This window comes from Anabaena sp. CCY 9402-a (assembly GCF_963920945.1).
GTDB lineage: Bacteria > Cyanobacteriota > Cyanobacteriia > Cyanobacteriales > Nostocaceae > Trichormus > Trichormus minutissimus.
In genome coordinates this window covers 22201-45439 of sequence record NZ_CAWUDL010000008.1, presented here as the reverse complement: position 1 = coordinate 45439, position 23239 = coordinate 22201, and the positions used below count along the sequence as shown (strand labels likewise).

4 protein-coding genes are annotated in these 23239 nt (G+C 40.6%); all 4 read right to left on the bottom strand.

The genetic code is table 11. The features are described 5' to 3' along the window. Positions 1-75 precede the first annotated feature (75 nt). Complete coding sequence (locus ACM0OR_RS04840) at positions 76-7476, bottom strand: amino acid adenylation domain-containing protein (protein ID WP_414575218.1); 7401 nt, start codon at positions 7474-7476, stop codon at positions 76-78. Between the two features lie 82 nt (positions 7477-7558). After that, positions 7559-12073: an SDR family NAD(P)-dependent oxidoreductase gene (locus ACM0OR_RS04835; RefSeq protein ID WP_414575217.1), complete on the bottom strand. Its 4515-nt coding sequence runs from the start codon at positions 12071-12073 to the stop codon at positions 7559-7561. 152 nt (positions 12074-12225) lie between these two features. After that, a complete protein-coding gene (locus tag ACM0OR_RS04830) occupies positions 12226-15474 on the bottom strand; it encodes a non-ribosomal peptide synthetase (protein WP_414575216.1) in 3249 nt (1082 codons plus the stop codon). Continuing rightward, on the bottom strand, positions 15471-23201 hold the full coding sequence (locus ACM0OR_RS04825) for an amino acid adenylation domain-containing protein (RefSeq protein WP_414575248.1): 7731 nt from the start codon (positions 23199-23201) through the stop codon (positions 15471-15473). The genes ACM0OR_RS04830 and ACM0OR_RS04825 overlap by 4 nt, the downstream gene beginning before the upstream one ends. Positions 23202-23239: the final 38 nt, after the last annotated feature.

Here is a 23239-nt window from a genome sequence, read left to right as displayed (position 1 = left end):
ATTTTTTTGCCTCACGCAGAGGTGCAGACAGGAGAAAGGAGATATAGTTTGATTAAGAAATTATCTCCCCTCCTCTTATTCTCCACGCCTCTGCGTCTCTGCGTGAGATAAATCATCCTCCTCTAACTGCATTTGGTCGAGCAATCTTTCTACTTCTTCATCGGAAAGTTCATCTAAATTCGCAAGTAATTCTTGTGGATTAATACGTTCAATAGGTTCAATTTTAATTTCTTGTTTTGCTTCCCACTGTTGTTTAAGTAATTCAACTTGTACTGTTAAGGTAGGGTTGAGGAAAAATTCACGGATGGGTAAATCAAGTTGGAGATTTTGCCGCATTTGAGTAATTATCTGAGTGGCTGATAATGAATTACCCCCTAACTCAAAGAAGTTATTGTAAATACTTGAAACTTCTACATTGAGAATAGATTGCCATAGTTGAGCTAGTGCTATTTCTAATTCTGTAGAGGGAGGTATAATAGGCTGTTCAGATTGGTTAAATTGATATTCTGGCTGAGGTAAAGCGCGACGGTCAATTTTACCATTTTGTGTTAATGGCAGCGTTTCTAGGGGAATATAGAGGCTGGGAATCATATATTCTGGCAATCTTTGTTGGAGGAATTGCCTTAATTTTTGGGTGATTAATTCGGCTTTTGTTATCTTGGTTTGAGCAGTTTCGGGTGATAACCAACGGGTTGTCCAAAGGGGATCTATAGTACCGCCTACAAACCCATGTAAGAATATTTGCTGCTCATGTAAAATGAAATTTTCGCGGATAGCATCAAATTCTAAATCACCTATGGGACATAAACCTAAATTTTGATTGGGTGCGGTTTCCATTAATAATTGACCAATATAACCCGCTTCTAATAAACAGAAGTCCCTAGATTTATCACCATAAACTGGTGAAATTGCTTGTAAGTCACCAATTAAAAATATGGCAAATGCTGCTTGTGTAAAAATTTCTTGGTTGATGCCATAGATACTACTATCAATGTTTGCTTCATCGCTTAAATGGATAAGTTGATGTTTTTGGGGATGATAGTAGTAAAAACCAGTCGCTAAATTTTCAACTCTATGAGGTTTTATATAGATATATGTTTGGACTGGATATAAACTACCAGCCGAAGCATAGCGATATTTTGGTAATGGGGAATTTTCTAAATGTTGGATTTGCAAACACTCCAAAAATTCACTTAAAGTATTTATGGGGAAAGTTTCCTCTAAAAACTGACGATAACTTTGTCGTCTCAGGTTAACTTGAGGAGATTCTAACCCAGGTAAAGCCACTGAACGCACGCCAGCATCAAACTTTCTTACGCCCTTTTGTTGCAGTTTGAAATCCAGTTGTGAGGAAGAATTAAAGGTGTTTTGGCTGGAAATTACCTCTGGTTGTAATACCAGATAAGCGACTAACTGCTGTTGAGATGGTGCCGTTCCCGCAATTGTCACAACAGCTTGGGTAATAGCTGGATGTTGTTGTAAAGCTGCTTCAATTTCCCCTAACTCAATCCGATAGCCATTAACTTTAACTTGAAAATCTTCTCTTCCTAAAAATTCTATTGTTCCATCAGGTAAGTAGCGTCCTAAGTCGCCAGTTTTATATAGGGGTGTAGGGGTATGGGGGTGTAGGGGTGTAGGGGGGAAATTCTCTCCCAGTCCCCAGTCCCTAATAAATATTTCAGTTGTTAATTCTGGATTTTGCCAATATCCTTTAGCGACTCCTAAACCACCGATGTAGATTTCACCTATAGCCCAGGTGGGACAAGGTTCTAGGGAGTGGTTGAGGACGTAAACCTGCTGATTAGTCAATGAATAACCGTAGGGAATACTTTTCCAATTGGGGTCGATTTCGCCTATGGGATAGAAAATTGACCAGATAGAAGCTTCTGTTGCACCACCTAAGCTAATAATTTGCGGATGATTAAACTGGCTGCGAATGCGTGGGGGTAATGTGAGAGGAATCCAGTCACCACTGAGTAAAATTAGGCGGAGTGTCTGGTTTTGGGTGGGTGAGGTGTCAAGTAAAAGCTGCATCAAGGCGGGAACTGAGTTCCATATTGTTACCTGATGTTGGTTAATTAACTGCATCCAGTGGGTGGGATCGTTACCGCTATCAGGGATGACGATTGTTCCCCCAGCCGCTAAAGTGCCAAAGATGTCATACACTGATAAATCAAAACTCAGGGATGACACCGCTAAAACTCGGTCATTGGCTGTTACACCAAAGCGTTGATTAATGTCTAAGATTGTGTTGACTGCGCCTTGATGATCAATCATCACACCTTTAGGTGTTCCCGTTGAGCCAGAGGTGTAAATTACATAGGCTAAATCTGTGGAAAGACCTAACCCCCCAGCCCCCTTCCCTTGTAGGGAAGGGGGAGAGGTTAAAGCCTCTGGACTTGTAGGAGAGAGGTTTGGAGAGAGGTCAACACATATCCGAGTTAGATGATCAGCCCATTCTAAAGTTGTATCTAACCAGGATTGGGTGAGTATAATTTGTGCTTGGGTTTCTTGCAACAGGTGCAGACGACGCTGGGCTGGTAATTGGGGGTCAATGGGTACGTAGGCAGCACCAGCAGTTAGAATTGCTAAGGCTGCTACTATTTGTTCCCAACCTTTATCCATGACAATTGCTACTAATTGGTTGGGAATTACACTTAATTGTTGTAAATGTTCGGCAAGATGACAGACGCGATCGCAAACCTGTTGATAGGTTAAAGTGTTTTCTGTAGTTACGATTGCCGGCTGGTTAGGTTGTTTTGCTACTTGCTCGAAAAATAGGGTTTGGAGGCAGGGAGAAAGAGGCAGGGGGCAGGGGGCAGGGGGCAGGGGGATGTTATTGGTATCGGGTTCTACTAACTGGTTAAGGAAATTACAGTAGGTGTGGAACATCTCATCTAACATTCCGGCGGGGAAAAGTTCATCAATTGTGTCCCAATTAAATACTAATGCGCCGGCAACTTCTCCTACTTGATGGTCAAAATACACTTGGGAAGTTTGGCTGAGGCTGTATATTAAGTTACCCTGCCAACTACGTTTATCTTCTGCTTGTTGATGATCTTGGGTGAGGGTGCTGGTAAAAACTACAGGCATCAGGGCTTCTGTCACCCGTTGTTGCTGACGCGCTAGTTGACGCAGTACCTCTACACCACTGTAATAACGATGGTCTAAATCATCCCACAGTTGGGTTTGGATGCGGTGAGCTAGTTCGAGGAAGTTATTACAACCTGCACTGGCAATTTCTAGAAGTAGAGAGGCGGTGAAGTCTCCGACAATTTGATTAACTTCGGGATGTAGGGGTAGACGGTTAAATAAGGTCAGATTTAGGGTGAAATCGGGTTTTTTGCTCCACCGGGAGAGAATTTTGGCAAAAGCAGCCAAAAGTATGCCTGATGGCGTAATTCCCGCTTCGCTGGCTTGCTGTTTGAGTTTTTGCCATTGGGTTGGGGATAAAGTCCCACTGCGACGGGTGAAATGCGGTTCTGTAATTTTGCTGAGTGGTTTTGTTAAAGGTAATTCTGGTGCAGGGGGTAGGGTGGTAAGGCGATTTTGCCAGTAGGCTTGAGAACGGTGATAAATTGCTGAGTCTTGTAATGTTTTTTCTGTGAGGACGTAATCTCGGAAAGTTAAGTTAATGGGTGGTAACTCGACATCTGGATTTTCCAGAATTTGGACTAATTCTCTACCTAATAAGCGAAAACTCCAAGCATCACCAATTAAAACATCAAAGCTGATGCAGAAGCGGATTTTGTTGTCATCTAATAAAATTGCTTGAATTTCAAATAAGGGGTAGGTGTCAGTGGGGCGAATTTGATGGGAAAGGTGTTGGCGGATATCCTGGAGTGCAGAATCTACCCCACGCAAATCTGTCACCGCAATTTTGAAATCCGGTACTTCTGCTAAAACTCTTTGCTGTCCATCAGCTTGGACAATCACCCGCAGCATATCATGACGCTCAATCAATCGCTGCATTGCCATTTCTACCTGTGCAACAGTTAACCCTACCGTCTCAATTTCTTGATAACCGTGAGTAGCAATGTTACCCAACTCAAAAGCGGCGTTACGTCCGATGAGGTAAGCTTGCTGAATATCTGTCAAGAGAAAAGGTTGATAGCGTTCCTGCGGTTGGGTTTGGATTTTGGGTAGTCCGAAACCTAACCCCCTAGCCCCCTTCCCTACATTCGCGCAGCGTGTCGAAGACAGGGAAGGGGGGAATGTCAAAGCCTCTCTCCTTCTAGGATAGAGGTCAATCTGTGCGGCTAAACTGGCAATGCTGGGAAACTGAAATAAATACTTTAGGGGTAATTCTACCTGTAAGGATTCGTTGATTCTCGTTACTAACTGCATCCCCAGTAATGAATGTCCACCTAATGTAAAAAAGTTATCATAAATCCCGATTTGCTCAACTAAAAGTATTTCTCGCCAAATCACCTCTAAAGCTTGCTCTGTAACTGTGCGAGGTGCGACATAACCAATTCCTAATTCCGAAGATAAATTTTCAACTGCGGGTAACGCCTTACGGTCAATCTTACCATTGAGATTACGTGGCAGTGTATCCAAAGTCATGAAATGGGCAGGAATCATGTATCCTGGCAATTTAGATGCTAAATATTGCCGTAAATCTGGAATATTGATACTTTTAGCAGCAATATAAGCAACTAATCTTTTATCACCTGATGCTGCTTCACTAGCAATTACTACAGATTCTTGAATTTCTGGATACTGACTGAGTAAAGCGTCAATCTCGCCTAATTCAATGCGATAACCCCGGATTTTTACTTGATTATCTAATCTACCCAAGTATTCAAGATTGCCATCAGAAAGATAACGAACGCGATCGCCTGTTTTGTAGAGGGTAGATTCTCGCACAGACGCAGTTCGCTGAAAGCGTTCCCGAAGGGTGGCGCAGAGAGGAGGGGTTTTAAATCTTTCTGCTGTCAATTCTGGACGTTGCCAATATCCTCGTGCGACTCCAGCACCTGCAATGTATATTTCTCCAGGTACACCAATGGGTAATGGTTGTAAATGTTTGTCTAAAATGTAAACTTGAGTATTGGCGATCGCACGACCAATAGGAGGAGTAGGACTATTTGGGGTAATATCTTTCAGTTCTATGTAAGTAGAATAAGTAGTATCTTCCGAAGGGCCATAAAGGTTGAAGATGTGCTGAACATGGGGGAGTTGTTGAAGTTGCTGTACTAATTTCCATGTCAGAGGTTCACCCGCTAAATTAACTGTGTTAACAGAATTAGGAATAACATTAAAGTTGAGAAGTTGAGTTACTGCACTTGGTACAGTATTAATTAACGTCACCTGATTTTTAGCTGGTAAATTCGGCAATTCCAGAGCATTTTCTGCCAAAATTACCTTACCCCCCCAACAGAGAGGGACAAAAATCTCAAACACCGATAAATCAAAACAGATAGAAGTAGCCGCCAACACCCCAGAAATCGCATCATCACGAAAAACCTCACGCGCCCAGTACAATAAACAAACTGGACTGCGATGCTCAATCATCACCCCTTTAGGCTTACCAGTAGAACCAGAAGTATAAATCAAATAAGCCAAATTCCCCGGTGTAACATCCGTAACAGGATTAGTAACAGGATATTCCCCAATACTCTCCCAATCACCATCTAAACAAACAACCCTCCCAAACTCCTCTCTGCGTCTCCGCGTCTCTGCGTGAGCCAAAAAAACCTTAACTTCAGCATCATCCAAAATATACTGTAATCGAGCTTCAGGATAGGCCGGATCTAGAGGAACATAAAAACCCCCAGCCTTGAGAATAGCTAACATCCCAATTACCATTTCCGGGGAACGTTCCAGACAAATTCCCACAGGCGTTTCTGGCTTAACTCCCAAACTTTGTAAATAATGAGCCAGTTGATTAACTTTAATATTAAGCTCTCGATAAGTAAAAACTTCCTCACCAAAAATCAAAGCAATTTCATCAGGAGTTCTTTCAACCTGCGCTGCAAATAATTCATGAATACACTCATGGCTAGGATATTCCCGTGAAGTCGTATTCCAGTTAATTAATAATTCTTCTTCCTTCGTAGTTAATAAAGATAAATCTGAAATTTTCGTATCAATATTTGTAACTATACTTTCTAAAATAATCTGCCAATGCTCTGCCATTTGAGCAATAGTAGCAGCATCGAATAATTCCGAACTATATTCAAATTGTCCTTTAATTCCCTGGGGAGTATCTTGTAAATTCAGACGTAATTCATATTTTGCCGTATCTTCCTGAATCTGTAACCTTTCTAAAGTCAATCCTGCTAGTTGAGGTGATTGGACTGTTGCCAGTTGTAAATCAAATTTCACCTGAAATAAAGGCATCATTTGATTAAGATGCCGTTCGGGATTCAGCATTTCCACCAATTTTTCAAAAGGTAAATGTTGATGAGCGAAAGCACCAAGCGTCACCTCACGTACTCGTTTTAATAATTCCGCTACTGTGGGATTTTCGCCTAAATTTGTACGCAATACTACAGTGTTGACCAATAAACCGATGAGATTTTCTGTTTCCTGGCGATCGCGGTTAACAATATCTGTACCAATTAATAAATCTTCTTCTCCTGTGTAGCGATATAGTAATACTTGAAAACTCGCCAGCAGTAGCATAAATAAGGTGACACCCTGCTTGGCTGCCAAAGTTTTCACCGCTTGGGATAAAGAGGGAGAAAGCGCAAACGCATACTGTGAACCAGAGTATGTAGATACATCTTTACGCAGAGTAGGTAATTGTAAAATAGGCAACTCACCGCCTAATTCTTGTTGCCAATAATTAATTTGTTCTTCTAGAAATGAGCCTTGTAATTGTTGTCTTTGCCACAATGCCCAATCAGCATATTGAATGGGTAATTCTGGTAATGGTGCAGATTCTCCACCCACGTCAGCAGAATATAATATAGAAAGTTCTTTAAGGAAGACACCTACTGACCAACGATCAGAAATAATATGATGGGTTGTGATTAATAATATATGTTCGTTTTCATCTAACCGGAAGAGGCTAGTTTTGAATAAAGGCTGAGTTAAATTAAATGGTGTTTGTGCGGCTGTTAATGCTATTTTTTCGATTTCTTCGGTTGTGTCTATAATTGGTAATGAGATGGGTTGCCAAGGTTCGATAATTTGAATTGGATGATTTTCGGAATTGGTTGTGAAATATGTTCTTAAGGTTTCGTGTCTTTTTCTGAGTTCGTTGATAGCTGATTCTAATGCGGATAGTTGTAAATTTCCGTGCATTTTTAGGATGCAGGGAACGTTATAAACGTAGCTATCTGGTTCTAGTTGTTGGATGAACCAGAGGCGTTGTTGAGCAAAAGATAGGGGTATGTTTTCTGTTTGGGTTCGTGGGGGAATGGTGGAGGATTGAGGGAGGGTTAATCCTTTTTCTTTGAGGCGGCGTTCAAATAAGGCTTTTTGTTCTGGGGTTAGGGTTGAGAGGATTTGTGAGTAGTTAGACATTTTTTTAGGTTCGCGCAAAGGCGCAAAGGCGCAAAGGAAGAAGAACGCAAAAATTATTTTTGATTTTTGATTTTTGAATTGTTTAAGAGGGGGTGTTGAGTTGTTGAAGGATTTGTTCTGGGGTGAGGGTTTGGATTTCTGTGAGTAGGGCTGTGATTTGTTCTAGGTTTTGGTTTTGGGTGGTGATGATTGTGGCGATTGCGGCGATGGTGGGTGCTTCGTAGAGGAGGTTTCGCATTGAGAGTTCGACACCAAAGCGATCGCGTAATCGAGAAATGGCTTGAATGGCTAGTAAGGAGTGTCCGCCTAAGTCGAAGAAGCTATCGTTAATCCCAATGGGGGAAATTCCTAATAAGTCTTGCCAAATTTGGGCGATCGCTGTTTCAATTTCGTTACGGGGTTCAACATATTCATTTGTGAGTTGGGGACGGGTGTGGGTGCGATAGGTTTCTGTGTTGGTTTTGGTTGGGGTGTTTGTTACCAACTGTTCTAAGCGTTTGTGTAAGTCGGCTTTTGTAACTACAACTGATTCTGGCAAACCCAATTTGATAATGTGTTGGGTTGCTTGCCATACTTCTGCCGGAGTGAGTGCTAATGTTGCTAAATTAGCGGCGAAACTATGATTAATTTCTGTTTCTAAGTCACTTCGACAAGCATCCCAGTTAATGCTAATCCAGGGAAATTTGCTATTTTGATTTTGTTGGACAGCAAGCATATCAATTACTGCATTCGCCGCAGCGTACACAGCTAAACCTAACCCACCTAAAACCGTAGACAGGGAAGATTGCAATACGCAAAAATCTAGGGTGCGATCGCGCAAAACTTCAGCTAAAACAGATAAACCCTGGATTTTGGTACGGTAGTTATATTCCCAGTGTTGTAGAGTTAATTGGGGTAAAAATGCCATTGAATGCTCATTACTCATCGGTGTGGAGTAAAATACCCCATTTATTTGTCCTAATTTTGTCTCGGCTTGAGCTATAGCATTTTCTAATTCTGGTTGCTGGGTAATATCTATATTGAGTGATAAGTAATCAATACCAGCATTATCTAAACTTTGTTTGAGAGTTGCGGGAATGATATCGCTAAGTACCACTAACCGCGCTGACATTTTTATCAAAAATTCAGCAAATACTGTTCCTAAACCCGTTTTCAAGTCTCCCAAAATTACATAAATTCCTCCTTTTCGTACAGATATTTTGGATTGTGCATCATCTATTAATAATGTTTTAAAAGTTTGATGCCAGCGATAATTACCCCGATAAGCAACTTGCTGTGTCCAGATCCCCGACTTCTTTGGGATCTGATGACTACTATTTAAACACTCTGTAATTAATTGTTGGGCAATTTGTTCATTTGTTTTAACTGCGGTGGATAATGAAATATCAACACAACGACAAGTTAATTGTGAGATTTCTTGAGAAATTACCTTACCTATACCCCAAATTGTCGCTTTCATTGAGTGAAAATTTTCATTTCCTAACACCAATTGCCCATCATTTGTTACCAATGTTAATGTTATTTCTTGCTCAATTGACTGGGAATAAATGGCTTGTGCTAGATATAACAAACTGAGGGGTTGCTGTTGTGAATCAGTTAAATCCCATAAATATAAAATATGATGAGGAATTAGCTCTCGCAGTTCTAAATCTGACCACAACTCGACAAAATTCTGTGCGTTTTGGGGATTAACTGTAAAAGTACGATATGCGGGTTGGTCGTATTCTTCACCTTGCCTCACAATAATTACATGATGTCCAGCCCCTTGCAGTGTATTAATTATTTCTTGACTAACGCCGTAGTTATCCGTAAATAACAGCCAACACAAGCTTTTTTCAGCTATGTCTACTTGGGAATGAGGTAAACTACGTTCCCAAGTAGACAGATAAAATTGGGGACTGGGGACTGGAAACTGGGGATTGGGGATTGGGAATTGGGTATCCACTGCTTTCAAATCAATCCAGTAACGCTGGCGTTGAAAAGGATAGGTGGGTAGTGGTAGACGTTGAAGTTGTTCGTGTATGTAGAAATTTTCCCAATCAATTGATATACCTACTAACCACAATTGCCCCAAGGTTTGCAGTAAAAATGCTACATCTGATTGTGTATCTTGGGGATGGTGTAAGGAAGATAAAATTGTGTGGGTGTTGGTTTGTTGTTTGGCTAAGGTAGAAAGTGTCCGTCCTGCTCCTACTTCTAGTAAAATCTGCTGAGGTTCTGTCAACAGTTCTTTGATTCCTGTGGCAAATTGTACAGGTTGACGCGCATGATTTGCCCAGTAGTGCGGATCAGTTGCTTGTTCTGGGGTGATCCAAGTCCCTGTAACGTTAGAAATAAAGGGAATTTTGGGTGTTTGCAGTTCGATTTGCTGGAAAGCGGCGATAAATGGAGTAATCATGGACTCCATTAAGGGTGAATGGAAAGCGTGGGATGTCTGCAATCTACGGGTGGAAATTCCCTGTTGATTTAAGTTTGTTTCTAATTGGGCGATTTCCGCTTCAGTACCAGATACTACACATAATTCTGGTGCATTGTAGGCAGCTATCACTAGATTATCTGTCAACAGAGGTTGTAGTTTAGCTGTTGACATTCCTACAGAAAGCATTGCGCCAGTTGGACATTGCTGCATTAAACGACCACGCAAGGCAACTAATTTTAAAGCATCGGGGAGGGAAAAGACACCGGCTAAAGTTGCTGCTACGTATTCGCCGATACTATGACCAATCATGGCTTGTGGTTGAATACCCCAAGATATCCATAATTTTGCTAAGGCATATTCGATTATAAATAATGCTGGTTGTGCTATGGATGTTTGGTTGATTTGTTCAGACTCTTGTTGATAAATTTGCGATACTCCTGGGGAGTCACTTCGTGAACGCAAATCTAACCCCAAATCATGCTGTAATAATTCACAGCAATGATCTATTTGCTCTCGAAATATAGCTTCTGTATCATATAATTCTTTACCCATGTTGAGGTACTGACTACCTTGTCCGGGAAACATGAAGGCGATACTTGGGCTTTTTTCGGAGTTTGTATGAGTGTATTTAGTTTCTCTCTCTAAAATTTGTGCTGCTTCTTGTGTAGTTTGACACAACACCATCCGACGATATGCGAAATGTTGTCGTCCTATATGGAGGGTATAAGCAATATCTGCAAGGTTTAATTGTGGATGCTGTTGTAAATGTGTAGCCAGATTAATTGTTGCTTGCTCAAGTGCTTTTTCACTTTTAGCTGAAAGTACCAACACTTGATAATCTCTCCCCTGCTCCCCTGCTCCCCTGCTCCCCTGCTCAAAAACAGGTGCTTCTTCTAAAATTACATGAGCATTTGTCCCCCCAATACCAAAGGAACTGACACCAGCACGGCGGGGGTTTTTATCGGTTTTCCAGTCAACTAAATTGGTGTTGACATAAAAGGGTGTTTGGGAAAAATCTATTTGAGGATTTGGTTGTTGAAAATGTAAATTGGGGGGAATTTGTTGATGTTTGAGTGCTAAAACTGTTTTAATTAAACTCGCAATTCCCGCAGCTGCATCTAAGTGTCCGATGTTGGTTTTTACGGATGATATGGCACAAAATCCAGTTTTATCTGTTCCGGCGTGGAAGGCTTGAGTTAAGGCGGCTATTTCAATGGGGTCGCCTAATGCTGTCCCTGTTCCGTGGGTTTCAATATAACTAATCTCTGTTGGTTCTACTTCAGCTAATGCTTGTGCGGCGCGAATTACTGCTGCTTGGGTATCAATTCTCGGTGCTGTGTAGCTAACTTTTAAACCGCCATCGTTGTTAATGGCTGAACCTTTAATTACAGCATGAATATAATCTCTATCTTCAATAGCTTCTTGCAATCTTTTGAGGACAACGATACCTAAACCACTACCTGCAATTGTTCCTTGAGCGTTAGCATCAAAGGCGCGACAATGGCCATCAGGTGAATAAATTCCGCCTTCTTGGTATAAGTAACCTGTGGCTTTTGCTAAGGATACACCGCCGGCTAGGGCTATGTCGCATTCTCCACTTAATAAACTCTGACAAGCTACATGAACTGCTACTAAAGATGTGGAACAAGCTGTTTGAATATCTAAACTTGGTCCTCGTAAATTTAATTTATAAGAAACTCTGGTGGTGAGAAAGTCTTTATCGTTGGATAAAAATAATTGATAGCGGCTAACTTGATTTTGAATTTGTGGATTAGTGACTAAGTTTAATAAATAGTTATTCATGGCTGCACCGGCATAAACTCCTATTGCTCCGGTGTAGTTTTCTGGGTTATATCCTGCATCTTCTAAGGCTGTCCAAGCACATTCTAAAAATAGTCTGTGCTGGGGGTCGAGAATTTCTGCTTCTCTGGGATTGAAGCCAAAAAATTCTGCGTCAAAGTATTCTATGTTGTCTATTATGGCTTGTCTTTTGACGTAATTTGGATGTTTTAATTGTGCGGGGTCTACGCCGTTTTTTTGGATTTGTTCATCGGTTAAGTTGGTGACGGATTCGATTCCGTTGCGGAGGTTTTGCCAATATTCTTCTAGGTTATTAGCACCAGGGAATTTCCCGGTTATGCCGATTATTGCTATTTCTAATTCTGTGGGGTTGTTCATATAGTTTTTTTGAATATTTTTTTAACGCAGAGGGGCGCGGAGGTAAACGCGGAGGGGCGCGGAGAGTTTTTTTTGAGGGTATGGGAGGGTGAGATTTTAATTTTAAGTCTCTAAAGTTCAGTATGTATTTCTTAATTTTGAATTTTGTAGCTTTAGCTTCCCGTAGGGTATTTTGAATTTTGAATTTGCGTAAGTCTGGTTTGTCTTTGTTGGAGGAGTCTTTGTTTTCCGGTTTGTTGTTGGGATATTCTGTTTTCTATTTGTTTATCTGGTGTGGGGGTGTTTTGAGTTAGGTATTTTGCTAGGGAGTTGATTGTGGGATAACGGAATAGGTCTACTAGGGAAATGTTTTGATTGAGTTTTAGGTTTAGTTGTCCTTGCATTCTGACTATTAATAATGAATGTCCTCCTAACTCGAAGAAGTTATCATGTATGTTGATGTTTTCTCTGCCTAATAATTGTTGCCAAATATCGGCTAGGGTTTGCTCTATTTGCGTTTGTGGTGATGTGAAATTATTAGTGGTTATTGAAAATAAATTGTTGGGTTTTGGTAATGCTTTGCGGTCTATTTTACCGTTGGGTGTGAGAGGGAATTTTTCTAATTCTATAAATGCCGATGGCATCATATATATAGGTAATTTTTCACCTAAAAATGTGCGTAGTTCTGTGGAGATAATTTCAGGGTGGGAGACTATATAGGCTACTATGCGGGGTTCTGTTGGTTCATCTTCTCGCAGGGTGACTACTGCTTGTTCTACTGCGGGATGTTGTGCTAGTACCGCTTCTATTTCTCCTAGTTCGATGCGAAATCCGCGAATTTTGATTTGATAATCTAGTCTCCCTAGGTATTCGAGTTTACTATCTTCTAAGTAGCGGACGCGATCGCCTGTTTTATATAAAGTGTTGACTGTTGACTGTTGATTGATAAATCTTTCTGCGGTTAATTCTGGACGTTTCCAATATCCTCTGGCGACTCCCGCGCCACCAATATATAGTTCTCCTGGTACGCCGATGGGAACGGGTTGTAAATGTTCATCGAGGACGTAAAATTGGGTGTTGGCGATGGGATGACCGATGGTGACGGGTTCATCTATACTGAGTTTCTGGGCTGCTGACCAAATTGTTGTTTCTGTTGGGCCGTATAGATTCCAGACTTCTTGATTACAAGATAATAACTGTTGCGCTAGGGTATTATCTAACGCTTCGCCACCACAGAGAATTTTTAAGTCTTGCTTACCTTCCCAACCACTGGCTAGAAGTAACCGCCAAGTTGCGGGGGTGGCTTGCATGACGGTGATTTGATGTTGTTCTATGCAGGTTGCAAGTTGTTTGGGGTCAAGGGTTTGGGGGGGTAATACGACTTGTGCGCCTGCAATTAAGGGGAGGAATAATTCTAAGACGGCGATGTCAAAGGCGATGGTGGTGACTGCTAATAGTTTGTCGTTAGGGGTAATTGATAACCTTTGTTTTAGGTCAGTTAAAATGTTGACAAGCGATCGCGCTTCAATCATCACCCCTTTTGGTTGCCCTGTTGATCCAGATGTATAAATTAAATAAGTTAGTTGTTCTGGTGTTACTTTAATTTGTGGGTCAGAAATTGGCTGCTGGCTAATATCTTCCTCCAATTCATCGAGGTAAATCGTTGCTAATTTATCAGTAATAATACTACTTAAAGATGTATGTGTGAGTAATAATGTTAACTCTGCATCTGCCATCATGAAACGCAGACGTTCTGGGGGGAAGGTGGGGTCTAGTGGTACGTAGGCTGCACCAGCTTTGAGAATAGCGAGTAGGGCTATGATTAATAATGGCGATGAACGTTCTAAACAAACTCCAATTCTGGCTTCTGGTTTGACTCCTAGTTGTAGTAGAAAATGGGCGATTTGATTGGATTTTGCGTTTAATTTGGCGTAAGTTAGGGTTTTATCCCCAAACACAACTGCTGTCGCGTCCGGTGTTTGTTCTGCTTGTTGGCTGATGATTTCATGAACACATTGCTGGGAAATTTCTTGTGTGGTGGCGTTCCAGTCAATGAGTATTTGCTGTTGTTGGGTGGGACTGAGAAATGGTAGTGCGGCTAAAGTACAATCTCCCTGCGTCATTCCTAACAACAGGGTTTCAAGCTGTTCTAAGATTTGGGTGATGGTGGTATGGTGAAAGCGATCGCTATCATATAAAATCTTTAAAGAAAGCTGAGAATCCACCACTGCATAAAGTGTCAAAGGATAATTTGTCTGTTCCATCCCTTGAATATTGCGAATTTCCAAAGATTCTAAAGACTGTTTCAGAGCAGGTTCAATGGGATAATTTTCAAATACCACCAAGGTTTCAAATAGTGGTATAGATGGTGAAACTTCAGTCCAACGATGAATATGTACTAAGGAACTATATTCATATTGCCGTATTTCTACTTGCTGATTTTGTAGCTTTTGCAGCCATTGATATAGTGTCTCTTCAGGAGAAACTAACACGCGGAATGGTAAGGTATTAATAAACAATCCCACCATTGCATCAGCACCATTCAGCGCACTGGGACGACCTGCACTAACGGTAGCAAATAAAACATCTTTTTCCCCACTATAGCGACTTAACAACAACGTCCAAGCACCTTGAATAAGGGTATTGATGGTTAATTGTTGTTGTTTAGCTAGGGTTTGTAGGTTGCTAGTTAATTCGACTGAAAGCTGAATTTTTTCCTCGTGATAATGACTATGTAAATTATCGGGACGAATATCTATATTTTGACCGACATTTAACCGCGTTGGCGACACAAAACCCTGTAATTGCTGTTTCCAAAATGTTTCAGATTCAGCAAAATTTTGTTGCTGTAACCACCCAATATAATCTCGATAGCGACGCGGGTTGAGTAAAACAGGTGTTTGTTGTTGACTATATGCTTGATAAATAACAATAAATTCTTTTAAAAGTACCTGAACAGACCAACCATCTAATAATAAATGGTGATAACTCCAAACAAACTGATAAACTTCAGATTTTAACTGAATGAGTGTCATTTGCATCAGAGGTGCTTGGGATAAATTAAACCCCTGTTCTCGCTGTTTTTGCAGCAGAACTTTTAAAGCTTCCTGTTGTTGCTGAACTGAAAAATCACACCAATCAAGATGATTAATGTGACATTTTACTTGCTTACCAACTACTTGTAGAGGCTTTTCTAAATTATCCCAAACAAAAGCTGTGCGTAAAACAGGATGACGATTGATTAAATCTTGCCAAGCAGCATCAAAAGCCGCAATATTTAAATTACCATGTAACTCATAACTTACCTGTACCACATAAGCACCAGAGTTAGGCGCGTACAGACTATGAAATAACATACCCTGCTGCAAAGGTGAGAGGGGATAAATATCCTCAATCATTTTTTGATTTAGAGTTGTATTCATTGCAAACCCTCCGGTGCAAAACTAATCATCCCCATCACCAAATCTAAAGTTTCTTGATTTAAATTAGCTAACTCAAAATCAGAAGGTGTGTAACCTCCCGCATTGGGTAAACGACAGTAATTGATAATTGCTTGTAATCCTTGCTGGAAATTATTCGCTAATTGGGAAATAGTCTCTTGTTGATACTGCTGCTGACTATATATCCAATCAAACTGTAATTTACCTTCGCGAACAAATCCAATAATTTCTATAGCATAGCGTCGAGTTTGTTGTTTATTTTGGGTTGTAATTCCAGATAAGGGTAGCCATTTGAATTTTCCCTGTTCTAAACCTAAATCTAATTGTCCTAAATAATTAAAGCTAATTTCTGCTTGAGGTAAATTCCGCAATCTTTGACTTGTTTCACCTTCGTCAAGGTAGCGGAGTATTCCATAACCAAATCCTTGATTGGGTACTATTCGCAATTGTTCTTTAATACCTTTAAGCATTTCCCCCCAATCATCAGTTTCTTTTGATAACAAACAGGGATAAATTGCTGTAAACCATCCCACAGTCCGAGATATATCTATATCTTCCCCTGGAAAATTACGACCATAACCTTCTAAATCAAGCAACACCAAAGGATTATTTATCCAGGTTGATATAGTAGCCGTTAAAGCCGTTAATAACACATCATTAATTTGTGTATTGTAAACCACAGGAACTTCTGTAAGTAAAGCTTGAGTATCTTTCACAGAAAGTCTTATAGTCACAGTCTCAACATCAGCCACCTGATTACCACCATCAGGATAATCAATTGGTAATGGTTTCACTTTTGCGTATTTACTTGATAACCAATATTTTAGTTCCTGTTTTAAACTTTCCGACCGAGCATAATCATATAACTTTTCCACCCAAGTTAAAAAAGAAGTAGTTTTAGCAGGTAAATTAATTGTTTTTTTCACTAAAGCTTGTTGATAAGCAGTTTGAAAATCAGCCAACAAAATCCGCCAAGAAACCCCATCAACAACCAAATGATGAATAACAATTAATAATCTAGACACCTCACCCAAATCAAAATGAACTACCCTCAATAAAGGAGCATAACCAATATTTAAACTAGCCTGTACTTCACCAGAAACCTCTTGAATAACTCTATCCTGCTCACTCCCAGAAAAATCCGACAAATCACAACAAACCAGAGGAATATCCCCACCAAAATCAACAATTTCTCCTAACTCTCTCTCTGCGCTTCTGCGCCTCTGCGTGCATAAATTCCTAAATCCAAATTGACACCGCAACATATCATGATGCAGCAATAACTTATTAATAACTTCAACCAAAACTTCCTGTTGCAACTTCTTAGAAGACTCTAAAAATACCGCCTGATTAAAATGATCCTGATTCACCAACTCCTGCTCAAAAAACCAATATTGAATCGGAGTCAACCGCACAGCACCAGTAACCATACCCTGCGGCGATAGAGTAGATTTATCAGGAGTAACAACTGCTGCAAGTTCAGCAATAGTTTGATATTGAAAAAGCTGCTTAGGCGTTAATTGTAATCCTGCTTGATTAGCCTTAGATATTAACTGAATAGCCAGAATTGAATCGCCACCAAGCGCAAAGAAATTATCATAAATACCCACTTGGGACACATTCAAAACTGATAACCAAACTGCTACTAACTTCGCTTCTATATCAGTACGCGCTACAGTCCCATCTGGGAAACTTGTAATTTCCGGTGCTGTTAATTTCTGTCTATCTACCTTACCGTTAACTGTCAGAGGTAGAGTTTCTAAAGCAACAAAAAAGTGAGGAATTAAATAATCAGGAAGACGCTGTTGTAAAAATTCTCTCAGATTATTTGCTGTAGTATCTGAAGGGATAAAGTAAGCTATGAGTTGTTGTTGACGCGCAATAACTACACATTCTTTTATTGCTGGATGCTGATTTAATACAGCTTCAATCTCACCTAACTCAATGCGAAATCCCCGAATTTTTACTTGATTGTCTAATCTCCCTAAGTATTCAATTGTACCATCAGGAAGGTAGCGGGCGCGATCGCCTGTTTTATATAAAGTGCTGACTGTTGATCCTTCTCTTCGAGACGCTCCGCGAACGACTTCGCTCAGGATCAACTGTTGATTAATAAACCTTTCGGTGGTTAAATCTGGTTGATTTAAGTAACCATGCGCAAGTCCGTCACCAGCAATATATAACTCACCGGGAACGCCTACAGGTAAGGGGTTGAGGTGTTTATCGAGAATATAAACTTGAGTATTATTGATAGGGCGACCGATGGGAACAGTATTACCCTCACAGATATCGGTAACACTATGACAACAGGTAAAGGTAGTATTTTCAGTAGGGCCGTAACCGTTAATTACACGACATTCTGGATAGGCTTGCAGCAATTTGTTAATATGAACCGCAGATAAAATATCACCACCAGCGATTAATTGTTTAACTGGTTTCAAACTCTCAAGATGTTCATCTACCATCAGGTGAAATAAGCCGGCTGTTAACCAAAGTGTAGTAATTTGATGTTGTGTAATAGCTTGTCCGATGTCTGCTAATGTAGGTTGTTGACTAGATAAAATTACTAAGTGACTACCATTTAGCAATGCGCCCCAAATTTCAAATGTAGAAGCATCAAAAGCTATTGGTGCGGCTTGGAGTAAGGTTTCATCAGCACTTAAGTTTATATAATTGCAGTCTTTTACAAGTCGCACTACACCACGATGGGGTATACATACACCCTTGGGAACTCCTGTAGAACCGGAGGTGTACATGACGTAGGCGAGATTTTCCGGTGTGGTTTGGTTGACTGGGTTGGTTGTGGGGTGCTGTGTTAGGTTTGCTGTGTCTGTATCAAAACAGAAGATAGGTAAATCGGGTAATTGGGGGATGTGCTGCTGTTGGGTGAGTAGTACCTGTATTTGAGCATCTTCAATTAAAAATGCTAGACGTTCTTGGGGATAAGTTGGATCTAAGGGAACATAGAAACAACCTGCTTTGAGGATTGCTAAAATACAAATGATAAAATCTAGGGAACGGTGAACGCAAATTCCTACGGCTATTTCTGGCTGAATTCCTAATAATTTGAGATGATATGCAAGTTGATTGGCTTTGGTGTTGAGTTCTGAGTAAGTAAGTTTTTGATGATTACAAATAACTGCAATTTCATCACCAAATTTTGCGACTTGCTGCTCAAATAATTCTTGTATGCAATGAGTGATGGGATTTGTTGGGGAAGTCCCAAAACTAATGATTTGCTGAAGTTCTCCCCCACTCATCAAAGGTAAATCAGAGATGTTTTGACTAGGTTCAGAAGTCATCCCTAGCAAAATATTCTGGAAATGTTCTGTAAAATGCTGAATCGTTGTTTCTGTAAATAAATCACAGTTATATTCCCATTTACCTTGTAAACCTGCGTCTGTTTCCGCAATCATCAAGGTAATGTCAAATTTTGCTGTACCGCCATCAATTTCTAGAGGACTCCAACGCAAACCGGGAATTTCTATTGGCTGGGTAGGTGCATTTTCTACTACCAGCATAACTTGAAATAAGGGTGAGTAACTCAGAGAGCGCACTAATTCCAACTCTTCCACCACCTGCTCAAATGGTACATCTTGATGGCTATATGCAGATAACACCATTTCCCGCACCCGTGGTAATAATTCCGCCACGGTGGGATTATCTTCTAGGGAAATCAACAGCGCAAAGGTATTCACAAAAAAGCCAATTAATCCCTCTGTACCAGGATAATGGCGATTAGCTACAGGACTACCAATGACGATTTTTTCTTGTTGACTATAGCGATGCAACAGGATACTCAACGCCGAAAACATTACCATAAATAATGTAGTTTGCGTTTCCTGTCCAAGATGTTTAATTTTCTCTGTTAATTCTCCAGATATTGTAAAACTATAACGCTGACCTCGAAATGTTTGAATAGCTGGACGCGGATAATCTGTAGGTAATTCTAATAGTTCTGGTGTTGACTCTAATTGTTGTCGCCAATATTCAAGTTGATAGTTAAATTTATCATTTTGCGACCTCTGCCAAGCTGCAAAATCAGCATACTGAATTTTTAATGGTGTGAGGGGAGAAGGTTGTCCTTGAGAAAAGGCTTGATATATACTCGCCATTTCCTGCGCGAATACATTAATTGACCAACCATCGGTGATAATGTGGTGCATGGTCAATAATAGAATGTATTCGTGAGTATTTAAGTATAATAATTTGGCTCTTAAAAGTGGAATTATTTCTAAATTAAAAGGTTGTTGACTTTCCTCTTGTGCAAGTTGTTGGACAAGTTTTTGCTGTTGAGATGGGGGAAGAAAATTTAAATATACAACTGGGATGTTTATATTTATTTCCGGTATGATAACTGCTATCCATTGACCGTCTACATTTAGAAAACTGGCACGCAAAACTTCATGACGCTGGATAATTTCTTGCAAACTTTGTGTCAGGATATCGACATTTACATCACCAGTAAGTCGTAAAGCAGCAGCTACGTTATAGGATGGGTTTTCAGGTTCAATTTGCGCCAGCATCCACAAACGTTGTTGAGCGAAGGAAAGCAATATTTTATCTGTACTTTCCCTCACAGGAATGGCGTTAGATAGGGATGTATTTAATCGAGAGGAATTAATTAAAGTTGCTAATTCAGCAATTGTCGGTTTTTCAAATATTTTTCGTAACGAAATATCTACCCCAAACACCTGCTGAATTTGGGAAACCAGACGAATTACTAATAAGGAATGACCACCTAAAGTAAAGAAATTATCGGTAATTCCCACTGAATTTAAATTTAATATATTCTGCCAAATATTCAGCAGTAATTCCTCTGTGGGTGTACGTGGTGCAATTGTCTGTGATGATGTTTGGAATTGTGGTTTTGGTAATGCACGACGGTCAACTTTACCGTTAGGAGTTAGCGGTAGTGCATCTAAGGTGATAAATTGAGAAGGAATCATGTAATCTGGCAGATGCTTTGCCAAATATTGCCGCAAATCTGTTATTTCTGGATTTTGTGAGACAATATAAGCAACTAACCGTTTATCCTCAGTGGTATCTTCTGTCACCACTACAACAGCCGCTTGTACCTGCGGATATTGGCTGAGTAAGGCTTCTATCTCACCTAATTCGATACGAAATCCCCGAATTTTTACTTGGTTGTCTAACCTTCCTAAGTATTCAATTGTGCCATCAGGGAGGTAGCGGGCGCGATCGCCTGTTTTGTATAGAGGAATGATTTTTTTCTCACGCATTCGCCCTTGGCGTTCCCGCAGGGTAGGCGCAAAGAGGCAAAGGGGAGGAGTTTTGAGGAGAAATTTTTCTGCTGTTAATTCGGGGCGATTTAAGTAACCTCTGGCGACTCCCGCACCACCTATGTATAGTTCTCCTGGTACGCCGATGGGAACGGGTTGTAAATGCTGATCAAGGATGTAAAATTGGGTGTTGGCGATGGGATGACCGATGGTAACGGGTTCATCTGGAATGAGTTTTTGTGCTGCTGACCAAATAGTTGTTTCCGTCGGCCCGTAAAGATTCCAGACTTCTTGAGCAGATGATAACAACTGCTGCGCCAGGGACTTATCCAAAGCTTCCCCACCGCAGAGAATTTTTAAATCTGCTTTACCTTCCCAACCATGAGCGATAAGTAAACGCCAAGTAGCCGGGGTAGCTTGCATCACCGTGATTTGCTGCTGTTCGATGATAGCTGCTATCTGCGAGGGGTCAACCAAAGCTGTTTGCGGTGTTAAAATAACTCGCGCACCGACAATTAAAGGCAAAAACAACTCTAAAGCGGCAATATCAAAGGCGATAGTCGTAATAGCTAACCAATAGTCTGTAGAACAGATTCCTAACTGCTGCTGCAAAGCCGTGATTAGATTAGTGAGCGATCGCTGTTCAATCATTACCCCCTTCGGTTTACCCGTAGACCCAGAAGTATAAATAACATAAGCCAAACTTTCTGCTGTAACATCACTGATAGGATTCTCAATAGATTGTAGAGCGATCGCTTGCCCATCTCCCTCCCAACAAACAACCCTCTCAAACTCCCCTCTGCGTCTCTGCGTCTCTGCGTGAACTAAAAGAACCCTCACCTGAGCATCCCCCAAAATCCACCTCACCCGCTCATCAGGGTAAGTTGGATCTAAAGGTAAATAAACCCCACCCGCTTTGAGAACCCCCAAAATCCCAATTAACATTTCCGGGGAACGTTCCAAACAAATTCCCACAGTAGTTTCCGGTTTTACCCCCAACTGCTGCAAATAATGAGCCAGTTGATTAGCTTTGCTATTAAGTTCTCTATAAGTCAAACATTCCTCACCAAAAACCAACGCAATTGCATCAGCTGTTCTTTCCACCTGCGCCTCAAATAGCTGATGAATGCACTGATTTGGATATGCTTGTGTAGTTTGATTCCAATCTTTTAATATTAATTCCCGTTCTTCGGGCGTTAAAATTGATATTTGTGAAAGCCTTTGCTCAGGCTCATTCACCATTGACAACAGCAAAGTTTCCAAATGTCCTAAAAGCCGTGTAATCGTTTCTGTATCAAAATAAAAAAGGTCATAACTAACTTTAAATAACAACTCCTGCCCAGGAATTACTGTTAAGGCAAGAGGATAATTTGTTTTTTCAAATCCTTGAGTATCCTCAATTTGTAGAGTCTGATCAAAACTTTTGATGACTGATTCTATCGACACTGGATAATTTTCAAATATCAGCAAACTTTCAAATAAAGGCGTACCACGGGGAACTGAACTCCAGCCTTGAATATCTACCAAAGAACTATAACTATATTGTTCTCTTTCTACCTGTTGAGCTTGTAATTGTTGCAGCCAAGGTATTATTTGAATCTCCCCATCCACATCAACGCGCACAGGCAAAGTATTGATAAATAGACCAACTATCCTTTCTACTTGCGGTAATTCTGGAGGACGACCAGAAACAGTAGTACCAAATAATACATCGTTTTCACCGCTATAACGGCTTAACAATAAAGCCCAAGCCCCTTGTACTAAAGTATTGAGGGTGAGACGATGCTGACGGACAAAGTTTTGCATCGCTTCGTAACCAATACCTTGTAGAGACGTTGCATACAACGTCTCTACATTATCTGATCGCATACCCAAAAATGTTGGGGCTGTAAAATCTTGAAGATGCTTGCGCCAATAGCTTTCCGCTTGCTCTGGGTTTTGTTGCTGTAACCACAGAATATAATTGCGGTAGGGAATAGGTGGTGGTAGTATTACATCTTGCCCTAGACAAAATGCTTTATATATTGTGAAAACTTCTGTTAATAAAATTCCATTACACCAACCATCCATGAGTAAATGATGGTGACTCCAGATAAATTGGTGTTTATTGGCTTCTAAGCGAATTACAGCACAACGCATGAGGGGAGGTTGCTGTATATTGAAACCAGAATTACAGTCACATTCTAAAAACTCAGTTAATTTAGCTTGTTGTTCAGTAGTTTCTACACCACACCAATCGAATTCTTGCCAAGGTAATTCTACACAGTCATACACCACTTGAAGCGGTTTTTCTAACTCTGAATAGTGAAAAGCAGTCCGCAGCACGGGATGACGCTCAACTACACGCTGCCAAGCTTGACGAAAAGCGGCTTTATTCAAATTACCGCGAATCAGACAACTACGCTGCTCAAAATATACCCCCGAATTGGGAGCATACAAGGTATGAAATAACATTCCCGCTTGCATGGGAGAAAGTTCGTAGATGTCAATGATGTTACTTTCCA